This is a genomic window from Streptomyces hokutonensis (genome assembly GCF_042751305.1).
In the GTDB taxonomy this organism is placed as follows: Bacteria; Actinomycetota; Actinomycetes; order Streptomycetales; family Streptomycetaceae; genus Streptomyces; species Streptomyces hokutonensis_A.
The window spans coordinates 155,009-167,226 of sequence record NZ_JBHYWD010000010.1 but is presented as its reverse complement, the minus strand read 5'-3'; the positions used below and the strand labels follow the sequence as shown (position 1 = coordinate 167,226).

Sequence of the window (12,218 nt, the reverse complement as noted above, 5' to 3'; positions counted from 1 at the left end):
TCACGGCTTGCCTATTGCTTGCTGCACTGCGAGACGACCTGCTGCTCTTCCTCCGAAAGACTGGGACCGGGGCTGGGAGTTGCAGACTTGGTCGGGGACGGGGACGTCGTGGCCGAAGGTGACGGCGTGGCCTTGGACGTGAGGGAGGTGCTGGTGGTTCCCGTGGTGCCACTGGCCTTGCCGGCGGCGGCCTCGCGCTCGGACTGCTTCTTGCACGCGGAGGCCTGCACCGCCAGGTCGTCGATCTTCTTCTGGGCGTCCTGGAGACCGCCCTCGGCGATCGTCGCCTTGACCTGCTTCTGCTGGTAGGGCGGCAGGTACTTGAGTTCGATGTCGGGGTGGTCCTTCTCCACCTTCGACAGCGAGACCCAGGCGAGGTCCTGGCTGATGCCCCGGTACAGCGCGACGTGCTCGCCGTTGGCGCCGACGAAGTACTGCGTCTGCGTCCAGCGCCAGCCGCCGTAGAGACCGCCGCCGATGACGGCCAGCGTCAGCACGGTGTAGAAGGATCTCTTCAGCCACTTGCGGCTCTTGGAGGGCTTCACGAAGTCGTCGTCGGTGTAGTCCCCGAAGCTGCCCGCGGGGACGTAGCCGGTGGTGTCGCCGGAGCCGGGCGGGCCGAACTCGCCGCCCCCGCCGCCCTGTCCCGGCACCTGGCGGCCGAGCCCGGAGGCGCGGCCGGCCGGGGTCTGCATGATGCCGTTGTCGTGCAGGTGGAGCTGGTTCTCGGCGACCGCGCCGACGATGACCGGGGTGTCCGACAGCTGCGCGGCGAGGGTGTCGCCGGTGTCGAGGTCCAGGACGTCGGCGATGATCACCGTGATGTTGTCGGGGCCGCCGCCGCGCAGGGCGAGCTGGATCAGCTCCTGCACGGTCTCCTGGGGGCCCTGGTAGCTGGCGAGGGTGTCCTCCATCGTCTGGTGGGAGACGACTCCGGACAGCCCGTCGGAGCAGATCAGGTACCGGTCGCCGGCGCGGACCTCACGGATCGACAGGTCCGGCTCGACGTGGTCGCCGCTGCCGAGCGCGCGCATCAGGAGGGCGCGCTGCGGGTGGGTGGTGGCCTCTTCCTCGGTGATCCGGCCCTCGTCGACGAGGCGCTGCACCCAGGTGTGGTCCTGCGTGATCTGGGTCAGCACGCCGTCGCGCAGCAGGTAGGCGCGGGAGTCGCCGACATGGACGAGGCCGAGCCGCTGCCCGGTCCACAGCAGGGCGGTCAGGGTGGTCCCCATGCCCTCCAGCTGGGGGTCCTCCTCGACCATCATCCGCAACTGGTCGTTGGCCCGCTGCACGGCGGTGCCGAGCGAGGTGAGGATGTCGGAGCCGGGCACGTCGTCGTCGAGCGAGACGATGGTGGAGATCACCTCGGAGGAGGCGACCTCACCGGCGGCCTGGCCGCCCATGCCGTCGGCGATCGCGAGGAGGCGTGGACCGGCGTAGCCCGAGTCCTCATTGCCCTCGCGGATCATGCCTTTGTGCGATCCGGCGGCGAAGCGCAGTGACAGACTCATGCGCACCTCGCCCGTCGGCTCCGGGTACATCCGCACGGTGCCCACCCTCCGGTCGGGAGCGCGCCGGGGTCCGCCAGGCGGTCCGCCGGTGCGTGCTCGCTCCGCTCGCGCTCATTCATGACGTGGCACTACTTCCGCAGCTCGATGACGGTCTTGCCGATGCGGATCGGCGCGCCCAGCGGAATCGGTGTGGGGGTCGTCAGCCGGGACCGGTCCAGGTACGTGCCGTTGGTGGATCCGAGGTCCTCGACGATCCACTGGCCGTCGCGGTCCGGGTAGATCCTGGCATGCCGGCTGGAGGCGTAGTCGTCGTCCAGCACGATCGTCGAATCGTGCGCCCGGCCCAGGGTGATGGTCTGGCCCTGGAGGGCGACGGTCGTACCCGTGAGGATTCCCTCACTGACGACGAGTTTGGTGGGGGCGTTACGGCCCCGCCGGCCGCCCCCGCTCGCTTGCTGCTGGCGCTGCTGCGGAGGCGCCGCCTGCCGGGCGGCCTGCTGCTGCGGCCGTCCCGCGTCCCGTCGCGAGCCGCGCTGTGTGACACGCGTTCCGAACAGGTCGCTGCGGATGACCTGCACGGCCACGATCACGAACAGCCACAGTACGGCCAGGAAACCCAGCCGCATGACCGTCAGGGTCAGCTCTGACATTGCCCCCGCTTCACCCTTCGGCTTGCCGGTAAATGATGGTGGTGCTGCCCACGACGATCCGCGAGCCGTCGCGGAGCGTAGCGCGGGTGGTGTGCTGCCCGTCCACCACGATGCCGTTGGTGGACCCGAGATCCTGGATCGTCGAGGGCGTTCCGGTCCGGATCTCACAGTGCCGGCGGGATACGCCGGGGTCGTCGATCCGCACGTCGGCTTCGGTGCTGCGGCCCATCACCAACGTCGCGCGGGAGATCTGATGGCGGGCGCCGTTGATCTCCACCCAGTACCGCATCCGCACACCGGGCGCCGGGGCGGCGGGCGCGGGCTGGAGGTACGGCGCCGAGCCGCGGCCGCCGGGCGGCGGTGCGGCCGGCATGGGCGGCGGGGCGCTCGCGGGGGCGGCGGCGGGCGGATAGCCGTAGCCGCCGGGCCGTCCCGCGGCCGGCGGTGCCGCCGGAGCGGGGGTGCCGGGTGCCTGCTGGTTGGTGGAGGAGGCGAGCGTACGACTGCGCACCCGGTACAGACCGGTGTCGAGGTCCTCCGCCTTCTCCAGGTGGACCTTGATGGGTCCCATGAAGGTGTAGCGCTGCTGCTTGGCGTAGTCGCGGACCATGCCGGCGAGCTCGTCGCCGAGCTGGCCGGAGTAGGGGCTGAGCCGCTCGAAGTCCGGCGTGCTCAGCTCCACGATGAAGTCGTTGGGTACGACGGTCCGGTCGCGGTTCCAGATCGTCGCGTTGTTGTCGCACTCGCGCTGGAGCGCGCCGGCGATCTCGACGGGCTGGACCTCGGACTTGAACACCTTGGCGAAGGTGCCGTTGACCAGACCTTCGAGGCGTTGCTCGAACTTCTTCAGGACTCCCATGGGGCACCTCCTCCGTCGTTGCCGCACTGGTTGCCGTGCCGGCTGCCTTGGTACTGCTTACTGATCGTATCCACGCGCCGGTAAATCGGCTGGTTCCCCCTTGTCGGCCCGTCGAACTCCTTCTGCACTACTCCTGCCCAGGATCGTAGAGGGGGCCGCAGACAAGTGTCCCGCACCTGACTGTGGACCTTGTCCCCCTCCTGGGGAGATGGCCGCTACCGGTACGAGGTTGATACGTGAACCGGCCCACGTTGATACGTAGCGGGAGGTGCGGGGTGTTCGGAGGGGGTGCCGGTGGTCCCCGGGGCAGGTCACGGGGTGCCGATAAGGGATGTGAATCCACCCCGGGCACCGTGCTAATCTTCTGCATGTCGGAAGGCGCCAGCCCCTCAGGGGAACAGCCCGAAGACACACCCAATGCGCGGGTGGCGGAATAGGCAGACGCGCTGGATTCAGGTTCCAGTGCCCGAAAGGGCGTGGGGGTTCAACTCCCCCCTCGCGCACAGACAGAAGCCCCTCAGGTCCCGGACCTGAGGGGCTTCTTCTTGTGTGGTTCTCACCTCAGGTGAGGACAATCACAGCTTCTAGGCGGCCAGCCGCTCCGCCAGTTCCTTCGCCTTGGTCGCCGCGTCGTCGAGGGCGCGCTCGCGGGACGCCTCGTAGAGGGGGACCAGGTCGGACATCGCCGGGTTCTGCGGGGCCATGGTGAGCTCCGGGACGATGAACTCCAGTTCCGTGCCGAGGGCGTCGGTGAAGACCGCGCGGAGATACGTCTGCACGTACTCGAAGCCCTCGCGCGGGGTGCCGGGTCCGTAGGCGCCGCCGCGGCTGGCGATGACCGTGACCGGGGTGCCCTTGATCCTCGAGTCCTCGGTGCCGGCGGTGCGGCCCATGAGGATCACGTTGTCCAGCCAGGCCTTCAGGGTCGAGGGGATGGCGAAGTTGTACATCGGGGCGCCGATCAGCACCGCGTCCGCCTGCTCCAGCTCCTCTATGAGCTTCACGCGCTCGGCGAAGGCCGCCGCCTGCTCGGGCGTGTGCGTGGCCGGATCGGCGAAGCCGGCGGTGTGGGCGTCGGCGGTGATGTGCGGGACGGGGTTCGCGGCGAGGTCGCGGTGGATCACCGTGCCCTCCGGGTGCTGTTCCTCCCAGGACGTGCGGAAGGCGTCGGCGACGGCGCGGGAGGCGGAGGCGCCGGCGGGGAACACGGAGGAGTCGATGTGCAGAAGCGTGGCCATGGGGGTCTCCGGGGGCTGGGCGTGCCGGGCAATCACTTTGCTCAGCAGCTGAAGTTTCGTACTCGACTATGAATAACACAGCTACTTACTTTTTTTCATCCCCGTTCCGGAGGGCAGTACCCTGAGGTCATGACGGTCGAGCAGGAACACGGCACAGACCTGTGCAAGCAGGTCGACAAGGGCATCACCCGTGTCTTCCAGCTGTTCGGAAAGCGCTGGACCGGGCCGATCGTGGCCGTCCTGATGGCACAGCCCATGCACTTCTCCGACCTGCGCCGGGCCATCCCGGGCATCAGCGAGCGCATGCTCTCCGACCGGCTCACCGAGCTCGGCGCCGCCGGCCTGCTCGTCCGCGAGGTCGACGAGGGGCCGCCGCTGCGCGTCTCGTACCGGCTGACAGCGGCCGGAAAGGCCCTGGACCCGGCGCTCCGGGAGCTCGGCGCGTGGGCCAAGGTGCATCTGCCCGAGGGGTGGGATTCGGGCAACTGCTGAGGCCCGGCACGCGCTTGGCCCGCCGGGCGCCGTGGGTTTTCCACAGGCGCCGAGTTGTCCACAGGGTCTGACGAGTTTTCGCCACCGGCTGTACGGTCGTCGCGAGTTGATGTTCGTGCGTGCGCGAGTGCGGGGGAGGCGGTCGGTATGACCGAGGCCGGAATCGGTGTGGGGCGCAGGCTGCCCGGAGTGCGGGGCTTCGCCACGTGGCCGGTGGAGGGATCGCCCAAGGAAGAGGGCAGGGCGCTGCGGGAGAGCGTCCCGCGCAGCGCGCACGCCGCGCTCGACCTGGACGGCTCCCGCCCCGACGCGGTGACCGCCGTCGAGGAATCCGGCCGCGGCCGCATCCCCGGGCTCACACCGATACGGGTGGGCCGGATGGCGGCCACCCCCTTCGCCTTCCTGCGCGGCTCGGCCGGCCTGATGGCCCACGACCTCGCCCGTACCCCCATGACCCGGATCGGCGCCCAGATCTGCGGCGACGCCCACGCGGCCAACTTCGGCCTGTACGGCGACGCGCGCGGCGGCCTGGTCATCGACCTGAACGACTTCGACGAGACCGTGCACGGCCCCTGGGAGTGGGACCTCAAGCGGCTCGCCGCCTCGCTGGTGCTCGCGGGCCGGGAGGCCGGCGCAGACGAGGACACCTGCCGTACGGCGGCGCACGGCGCGGTGGGCTCCTACCGCCGCACCATGCGGCTGCTGGCGAAGCTCCCGGTGCTGGACGCGTGGAACGCCATCGCGGACGAGGAGCTGGTCTCCCACGCCGACGCCCGCGACCTGCTCGGCACGCTGGAGCGGGTCTCCGAGAAGGCGCGGGGCAACACCAGCGGGCGGTTCGCGGCCAGGTCGACCGAAGCCGCCGAGGACGGCGGGCGCCGCTTCGTCGACGCCTCACCAGTGTTGCGCCGGATCCCGGACGAGGAGGCCGCGGCGGTCGCGGCGTCCCTGGAGTCGTATCTCGGCACGCTCTCCGAGGACCGCCTTCCGCTGCTCGCCCGGCACACGGTGCACGACGTCGCCTTCCGCGTCGTCGGCACGGGCAGCGTCGGCACGCGGTCGTACGTCGTGCTGCTCCTCGACCACCGCGGCGAACCGCTCGTCCTCCAGGTCAAGGAGGCCCGCCCCTCCGCGCTGGTGCCGCATTTGCTGACCGCCGGGTTCGAGGCGCCGCCCGTCCCGCACGAGGGCCGGCGCGTGGTGCTCGGGCAGAAGCGGATGCAGGTCGTCAGCGACATCCTGCTGGGCTGGACGACGGTCGACGGACTGCCGTTCCAGGTACGGCAGTTCCGCAACCGCAAGGGCAGCGTCGACCCCGCCGCCCTCGCCGCCGACCAGATCGACGACTACGGCCGGATGACCGGCGCCCTCCTGGCCCGCGCCCACGCCCACAGCGCCGACCCGCGCCTGGTCGCCGGCTACTGCGGCAAGAACGACGAACTGGACGAGGCGATAGCGACGTTCGCCGTCGCCTACGCCGACCGCACCGAGGCGGACCACGCGGAACTGGTGGCGGCGGTGCGATCGGGGCGGATCGCGGCGGAGCTCGGGGTGTGAGGTACGTCGAACTCGACGGACGTGCGGGCGAGGTCACGGGGGTGATCGACCCCCGGCCGTATCTGGCGGAGCTGGCCGGGTTCGCGGAGCTACTGCCGCCGGGGGCACGGGAGTTCGCCACGGACCCCGATCACTACGACTTCGGCGGCAGGCGGTGCGTGAAGGACCTGAAGCCGCAGAGTGTCGTGCGCGTCGGTGACGACAGCATGGAGATCCGGTTCGGCCACAACTGCTGGAAGCACGACGACGACCTGCTCGTCCGGTACACCGGCGTCCTCCGCTTCCAGGCGGACGTGCCGGACGTCCGTGACCTGTCCGCCGACCTGTCCGCCCTGGGCGACGTGATCCTGGACGAGGTGCTCCCGGCCCCCGGCGGCTGCACCCATGAGATCGGCTGCCGCCCCGGCACGCTGTTCGTCGCCTGCCGGGACCTGTCGGCCGAGTGGTCGGTGGCCGACTGTCCGGAGGCGAGGGGCGGCCGTGGCCTACGCTGGTCGGGTGACGACCCCGGAAGCTGAGCAGTCCCAGTCCGCGCCCGTTGGAGAACCGGTGCCGGAGCAGGCGGGCGCCGAGGTGCCGTCTGCCGCCGGAGTCGAGGTGGGCGCCGGTGCCGTCGGTGACGGGGGCGAGCCCGCCGCGCCCCGGCCCGAGGAGCGGCTGGAGCGGGCCGTACGGGCCGCCGAGCAGGCGTTGATCGAGTACGAGATCGCGGTGGACACCTTCCGCATCGAGGTCGAGAACTTCTCGCGGCTGCACCACCAGAAACTCGGCCCGATGTACTCCAGGCTCGACGAGCTGGACGCGCGGATCGCCGAGGCCAGGGCAGCGCGCAGCGGTGACCCCGAGGACATCCGGCTGGCGGACGAGGCCCGGGCGCGGGTGATGCCGATGCCGGGGGTCGAGGAGCTGTTCCACGGCTGGATGGACGGCGACGGCCTGTTCCCGGAGGCCGCGGCCATGCTCACGGACCAGCCGGTGCGGCCCCCGCAGCGGGTGCGCCCCAGCGAGGAGGCCCGCAAGCTCTACCGCGAGCTGGCCCGCAAGGCACACCCCGACCTGGCGCAGGATGACGACGAGCGCAAGCGGCGTGAGGAGTTCATCACCCGGGTCAACGCCGCCTACAGCCGCGGCGACGCCCCGCTGCTGCGCGAGCTGGCCGAGGAGTGGGCCGCCGGCCCGGCCCCGGCGGAGCGCGGCCCGAGCCCCAGCGAGGAGCTCTACGCCCGCCTCGAATGGCTTGCCCAGCGCAAGGAACTGCTCACCCTCGTCGCCCGGGAACTGGAGGAGGGTGCCATCGGCTCCATGCTCCGGATCGCACCGGACGACCCCGACCGGCTCCTGGACGAGATCGCTGACCAGCTGCTCGCCCAAGTCGCCGAGCGGGAGGCCGAGTTGGCGGCCCTGCTCGGGGAGCCCGACACGTCGGCGGGGCAGTCGGGTAGCGTCGAGTCATGAGTTTCGGAGCTGGTGTGCCCACGGTCGAGGTCGGCGACCTCAAGGACGGCGACTTCCTGCTGGACGTCCGCGAGGACGACGAGTGGCAGGCGGGTCACGCCACGGGGGCGCTGCACATCCCCCTCAGTGAATTCGTGGCCCGGTACGGCGAGTTGACCGAGGCGGCGCCGCAGGACGGCAGGGTCCATGTGATCTGCCGCTCCGGCGGGCGCTCCGCCCAGGTCACGAACTATCTGACCCAGCAGGGCATCGACGCCGTGAACGTCGACGGCGGCATGCAGGTGTGGGCCGCCGCGGGCCGCCCGGTCGTCACGGACGAGGGCGAACCGGGCTTCGTGCTGTAGCTGTCCTTGTGTCCGGCGGGGTCTACGCCAGCGGATGGGCCGCCAGCAGGTCCCCCAGCGCCTCCTCGTGTGCCGCCGCCGGGCCGAGCGACAGCTCCAGGTGCTTGGCCCAGGCGTGGTACCGGTGCAGGGGGTAGTCCGTGTCGGCGCCGAACCCCCCGTGCAGATGCTGCGCGGTCTGCACGACCCGTCGTACCCCCTCCGCCGCCCAGATCTTGGCCACGGCCAGGTCCGCGGCGGCGGGCAGCGCGCCCGGTGCGGCCGAGGCGATGCGCCACGCGGCCTGCCACAGCGTGGCCTCCATCGCGAGCAGGTCGATGTACCGGTCGGCGGCCTGCACGGCGACGGCCTGGAAGGTCGCGACGGGGAACCCGAACTGCTCGCGCTTGCCCGTGTATTCGGCGGTCATCCGCAGGACGGCGGTGCCGAGCCCGAGGGCCAGCGCGCAGGTGCCGGCGGTCAGCAGGTCGCGCAGCCACTCCCAGGCGCCGTCGGCGTCGATGACGTCGACCACCGCGATCGGCACGGATTCCAGGCGCAGTTCGGCGAGCCGTTCGCCGGTGGTGGAGATCTGTTCGGCGAGTACGACGCCGTCGCGGTCCGGGGCGACCAGCGCGAGGACGCTCCGGTCGGCGTCGGTGTGCGCCGGTACGACGACCAGGTCCGCGTTGAAGGCCCACGGCACCGCCGTCTGCACCCCGTCCAGCAGCCACCGGTCGCCGTCCCGCCGCGCGGTCACGGCGAGCTCGGCCGGGTCGTGCCCGGTCCGTCCGTGCGCGGCGACGGTCAGCACCAGCTCGCCGCGGCCCGCCCGGGCGAGCACGCCGGACCTCAGCTCCTTGCTCCCGAAGGCTTGTACGGTCGCCGCCGCGGCGCTGCTCTCCAGGAGCGGCACCCTGGCCAGCACCTTCGCGGACTCGCGCAGCAGCAGACAGAGGGCGACGGCGTCCAGGCCCGCTCCGCCGTACTCCTCGTCGAGCAGCAGGCTCAGCAGGTCGGCCTCGGCGAGCCTGGCCCACAGCGCCCGGTCGAAGTCCTCGGCGACGGCGCCCGTGGTGTCCGCCGGACTGGGCACGGAGTCCGGCACGACGTCGGCGAACACCCCCGCCGCCGCCTCGGCCGCCGCCTGCTGCTCCTCGCTGAAGGTGAAGTCCACGGTTCCCGTCCTTCCGCAAGACCTGATCTGACGGAGCGTCAAGATAGAACACGTTCTAGAAGAAGGGAACGGGTCGGCAGGTCGTCCCACGGACAACATGACAACGTGCATGGCCTGTGGGGATCGGGACTGTGCCCGGAGCGTGCGGCTGAGTACCGTTCCGTGCGACGGACCGGAATCGGAGACGGGGCGGCATGGACGCGAACGACGGAGGCTCGACCGCCCCCGAGGGGGAGCAGACGCCTGCCGCCCCCGAGGGGCCGCACGTGCCCGCGCAGCAGCCCCCGCACCCGCCTCCGTCCGCACCGGACCCGCCCGTCGGTGTCGCCGCGCTGTCCCTGCGCTACCAGGTGGGTGCCGCGCTGGCGGTCGCGGTCGTCGCGGTCGCCGCCCTGGTCCACCTCGGGATGGTGTTCCTGCACGTCGCGCCCTCGAACACGGTCACGAAGCAGCACGGCAAGGCGATCGACGAGTGGATCTACCCGGAGTTCGAGCAGAACTGGAAGCTGTTCGCGCCGAACCCCTTGCAGCAGAACATCGAGGTCCAGGTGCGCGCCGACATCCGCACGGCGGCCGGTGAGACCCGTACGACCGGCTGGTACGACCTGTCGGCCGAGGACGGCTCGGCCATCGACGGCAATCTGCTGCCGAGCCACACCGAGCAGAACGAGCTGCGCCGGGCCTGGGACTTCCTGACCGCCACCCACGACGGCGAGAACCGCGCGATCGGTGTGCGCGGCACACTCGCGGAGACGTATCTGCGCCGCATCGTCGTGCTGCGCCTGGGCCGGGACGACGCGGCCGGAGCGGGCGGCACAGTCCAGCGCGTCCAGGTCCGCTCCGTCACCACCAATGTGCGCCCGCCCGAGTGGAGTGACGAGCAGGTGTCGACCACGCCCCAGTACCGCACGCTGCCCTGGTGGACGGTTCCGGCGGCCGAGGGCACGGGGGGTGTCCGGTGAGCGGTTTCGCCCCGTCGGTCTCGCGCGGCATCGCCCGCGTCACCGAGTCGGCCCTCGGCCCCTACCAGAGCGCCGTGATCCGCATCGGCTTCGCCGCGACCTGGCTGCTGTTCCTGCTGCGCGAACTGCCCCACCGCCAGGAGCTCTACGGCCCCGACGGACCCTGGAGCTGGGACCTCGCCCGCCGGCTGATCGCGGACAACGGCGCGTTCACGGCCCTGATGTGGTCGGACGGGCAGCTCTGGTTCGAGACGGTGTACGCGCTGGCCGTACTGGCGAGCGTCCTGCTCCTGCTCGGCTGGCGCACCCGCACGACGTCCGTGCTCTTCATGGTCGGCGTCCTCTCGCTCCAGAACCGCAGCGTCTTCATGGGCGACGGCGGCGACAACGTCCTGCACCTGATGTCGATCTACCTGGTGTTCACCCGCTGCGGCCAGGTCTGGTCCCTCGACGCGCGCCGGGCCACCCGCGCGCGTGGGGGGCGGATTTCCGACCGGGTGGGACCCGTCCTGTGGGTCGTGCTCGGCGCGATGCTTCTCGCGGTGACGGTGGCCGGCCGGTTCGACAGCGACTGGTTCGTGCCCGCCCTCCTGTGGGGCGTCTGGCTGGCGCAGGCCCTGTGGTGGGCGGTCGGGCGCTACGCGAAGTCGTACGAGCCCCGGGTGCTGCTGGACGTCGTGGCGAACGTGATCCACAACGGCGCCCTGTTCGTCATCGCGTCCGAGGCCTGTCTGATCTACGCGACGGCCGGCTGGTACAAGATCCAGGGCTCCCGCTGGCAGGACGGCACCGCCGTCTACTACCCGCTCCACCTCGACTACTTCTCCCCCTGGCCAGGCCTCGCCGGCGTGCTGTCCTCCAGCGGCACGATGGTGATGCTCGTGACCTACGGGACGGTGATCGTGCAGGTCGCCTTCCCGTTCACGCTCTTCAACCGGCGGGTCAAGAACGTCCTGCTGGCCCTGATGATGACCGAGCACGCGGCGATCGCCGTGCTCCTGGGGCTGCCGTTCTTCTCCCTGGCGATGATCGCGACGGACGCGGTCTTCCTGCCGACGTCGTTCCTGCGCCGGCTCGGCGGCTGGGCGGCACGCGCGCGTGCACGCTGGTTCACGCGGGGCGGCCGTACGGTCCCGGACGGGGACCTGGAGAGCCGCGCAGCCCGGAGAACCCCGAGCACAGCCACGTAGGCTTCACCGCATGACCGACCCCGCAGCGGCCGACTGGCACCGGCTCGCCGAGACCGCCGTACTGCTCGACGGCTTCCACGCCCTCAAGCACGCGCTGCGCTTCGGCGCCGAGGTCCCGCTGGCGGTCACCACGGACCGGGCGGCGACCCTCGCGCTCGCCGCCGACCTGGCCCCCGACGTACGGGAGACCCTGGACGCACTGCTGACGGAGGTCCCGGAGACCACGTACCGCGCCTTCGTGCCGCGCCCCCACCCGACAGCGGTGGCGGCTCTGGCGGTACGTCCCGCGCGCGCGGCCAACCTGGAGAAGATCGCGCACACGCCCCGCAGCACGCCTGTCGTGGTCCTGGACAACCCGCGCAACCTCGGCAACGCGGGCGCCGTGATCCGCCTCGCCGCCGGTTTCGGCGCGACCGGGGTGGTCACCACCGGCACGCTCGACCCCTGGCACCCCACGGTCGTACGCGCCGGGGCGGGCCTGCACTACGCGACCGCCGTGGAACGCCTGACGGTGGCCGAACTGCCCCCCGGCCCGCTGTTCGCCCTGGACCCGGAGGGCGACGACATCCGGGGCCTGAAGCTCCCGGACGACGCCGTCCTCGCCTTCGGTTCCGAACGCAGCGGCCTGTCGCCGGAACTACGCGCGCGTACCGACCACTTGGTGTCCTTGCCGATGCGCCCTCAGGTCTCCAGCTACAACCTGGCGACAAGCGTGGCGATGACCTTGTATCACTGGTCCACTGGAGCGCCCCTCTAGGGGCGCGGGGAACTGCGCGGCAAGCCACAACGGACCTTTGGCCGCGC

At 71.3% G+C, this 12,218-nt stretch carries 13 protein-coding genes and 1 tRNA gene; 9 read left to right on the top strand and 5 right to left on the bottom strand.

What is annotated here, in order from left to right; genetic code table 11:
- Nucleotides 1-11 precede the first annotated feature (11 nt).
- From ACFXC1_RS26420 to ACFXC1_RS26410, 3 genes are all read right to left on the bottom strand, one after another.
- The gene (locus tag ACFXC1_RS26420) at nt 12-1,541 is read right to left on the bottom strand and encodes a Stp1/IreP family PP2C-type Ser/Thr phosphatase (protein ID WP_381246929.1); all 1,530 of its coding nucleotides are present in this window, start codon (nt 1,539-1,541) and stop codon (nt 12-14) included.
- Nucleotides 1,542-1,639: 98 nt separating this feature from the next.
- Nucleotides 1,640-2,161, bottom strand: coding sequence for an FHA domain-containing protein FhaB/FipA (locus ACFXC1_RS26415; RefSeq protein ID WP_381246469.1), 522 nt, complete (start codon nt 2,159-2,161; stop codon nt 1,640-1,642).
- Between the two features lie 10 nt (nt 2,162-2,171).
- Nucleotides 2,172-3,020, bottom strand: coding sequence for a DUF3662 and FHA domain-containing protein (locus ACFXC1_RS26410; RefSeq protein WP_359610682.1), 849 nt, complete (start codon nt 3,018-3,020; stop codon nt 2,172-2,174).
- A 419-nt stretch (nt 3,021-3,439) separates the two neighbouring features.
- On the opposite strand from ACFXC1_RS26410, the gene ACFXC1_RS26405 reads away from it, so the two are divergent.
- Nucleotides 3,440-3,523, top strand: a tRNA-Leu gene (locus ACFXC1_RS26405).
- An 81-nt stretch (nt 3,524-3,604) separates the two neighbouring features.
- Here the strand turns inward: ACFXC1_RS26405 and ACFXC1_RS26400 are convergent.
- Nucleotides 3,605-4,258, bottom strand: a complete 654-nt coding sequence (locus tag ACFXC1_RS26400; RefSeq protein ID WP_381246467.1) for an FMN-dependent NADH-azoreductase — start codon at nt 4,256-4,258, stop codon at nt 3,605-3,607.
- Between the two features lie 129 nt (nt 4,259-4,387).
- On the opposite strand from ACFXC1_RS26400, the gene ACFXC1_RS26395 reads away from it, so the two are divergent.
- From ACFXC1_RS26395 to ACFXC1_RS26375, 5 genes are all read left to right on the top strand, one after another.
- Nucleotides 4,388-4,750 (top strand): winged helix-turn-helix transcriptional regulator, encoded by a 363-nt coding sequence (locus tag ACFXC1_RS26395; protein WP_381246464.1) that lies wholly within the window; start codon nt 4,388-4,390, stop codon nt 4,748-4,750.
- A gap of 147 nt (nt 4,751-4,897) precedes the next feature.
- The gene (locus ACFXC1_RS26390) at nt 4,898-6,307 is read left to right on the top strand and encodes a DUF2252 domain-containing protein (RefSeq protein WP_381246461.1); all 1,410 of its coding nucleotides are present in this window, start codon (nt 4,898-4,900) and stop codon (nt 6,305-6,307) included.
- Nucleotides 6,304-6,825 carry a hypothetical protein gene (locus tag ACFXC1_RS26385; protein WP_381246458.1) on the top strand — a complete coding sequence of 174 codons (522 nt, stop codon included), beginning with the start codon at nt 6,304-6,306 and terminating at the stop codon, nt 6,823-6,825. The genes ACFXC1_RS26390 and ACFXC1_RS26385 overlap by 4 nt, the downstream gene beginning before the upstream one ends.
- The gene (locus ACFXC1_RS26380) at nt 6,806-7,762 is read left to right on the top strand and encodes a J domain-containing protein (protein WP_381246455.1); all 957 of its coding nucleotides are present in this window, start codon (nt 6,806-6,808) and stop codon (nt 7,760-7,762) included. The genes ACFXC1_RS26385 and ACFXC1_RS26380 overlap by 20 nt, the downstream gene beginning before the upstream one ends.
- Before the next feature lie 14 nt (nt 7,763-7,776).
- Nucleotides 7,777-8,106, top strand: coding sequence for a rhodanese-like domain-containing protein (locus ACFXC1_RS26375; RefSeq protein WP_093627907.1), 330 nt, complete (start codon nt 7,777-7,779; stop codon nt 8,104-8,106).
- A gap of 22 nt (nt 8,107-8,128) precedes the next feature.
- On the opposite strand, the gene ACFXC1_RS26370 is transcribed toward ACFXC1_RS26375, so the two are convergent.
- Nucleotides 8,129-9,262 (bottom strand): acyl-CoA dehydrogenase family protein, encoded by a 1,134-nt coding sequence (locus tag ACFXC1_RS26370; RefSeq protein WP_381246453.1) that lies wholly within the window; start codon nt 9,260-9,262, stop codon nt 8,129-8,131.
- A 194-nt stretch (nt 9,263-9,456) separates the two neighbouring features.
- Between ACFXC1_RS26370 and ACFXC1_RS26365 the strand changes: the two genes are divergently transcribed.
- Genes ACFXC1_RS26365 through ACFXC1_RS26355 form a run of 3 tightly spaced genes read left to right on the top strand, consistent with a single transcriptional unit; the run spans nt 9,457 to nt 12,171 of the window.
- The gene (locus ACFXC1_RS26365) at nt 9,457-10,224 is read left to right on the top strand and encodes a DUF5819 family protein (RefSeq protein ID WP_381246450.1); all 768 of its coding nucleotides are present in this window, start codon (nt 9,457-9,459) and stop codon (nt 10,222-10,224) included.
- The gene (locus ACFXC1_RS26360) at nt 10,221-11,414 is read left to right on the top strand and encodes an HTTM domain-containing protein (protein ID WP_381246447.1); all 1,194 of its coding nucleotides are present in this window, start codon (nt 10,221-10,223) and stop codon (nt 11,412-11,414) included. Before ACFXC1_RS26365 ends, ACFXC1_RS26360 begins: the two co-directional genes overlap by 4 nt.
- A gap of 10 nt (nt 11,415-11,424) precedes the next feature.
- Complete coding sequence (locus tag ACFXC1_RS26355; RefSeq protein ID WP_381246444.1) at nt 11,425-12,171, top strand: TrmH family RNA methyltransferase; 747 nt, start codon at nt 11,425-11,427, stop codon at nt 12,169-12,171.
- The last annotated feature ends 47 nt before the right edge of the window (nt 12,172-12,218 follow it).

Bases quoted from the DNA above. Each gene is read 5' to 3' on its own strand.
- ACFXC1_RS26420 (WP_381246929.1), bottom strand. From the start codon at position 1,541: ATGTACCCGGAGCCGACGGGCGAGGTGCGCATGAGTCTGTCACTGCGC.
- ACFXC1_RS26415 (WP_381246469.1), bottom strand. From the start codon at position 2,161: ATGTCAGAGCTGACCCTGACGGTCATGCGGCTGGGTTTCCTGGCCGTA.
- ACFXC1_RS26410 (WP_359610682.1), bottom strand. From the start codon at position 3,020: ATGGGAGTCCTGAAGAAGTTCGAGCAACGCCTCGAAGGTCTGGTCAAC.
- ACFXC1_RS26400 (WP_381246467.1), bottom strand. From the start codon at position 4,258: ATGGCCACGCTTCTGCACATCGACTCCTCCGTGTTCCCCGCCGGCGCC.
- ACFXC1_RS26395 (WP_381246464.1), top strand. From the start codon at position 4,388: ATGACGGTCGAGCAGGAACACGGCACAGACCTGTGCAAGCAGGTCGAC.
- ACFXC1_RS26390 (WP_381246461.1), top strand. From the start codon at position 4,898: ATGACCGAGGCCGGAATCGGTGTGGGGCGCAGGCTGCCCGGAGTGCGG.
- ACFXC1_RS26365 (WP_381246450.1), top strand. From the start codon at position 9,457: ATGGACGCGAACGACGGAGGCTCGACCGCCCCCGAGGGGGAGCAGACG.
- ACFXC1_RS26355 (WP_381246444.1), top strand. From the start codon at position 11,425: ATGACCGACCCCGCAGCGGCCGACTGGCACCGGCTCGCCGAGACCGCC.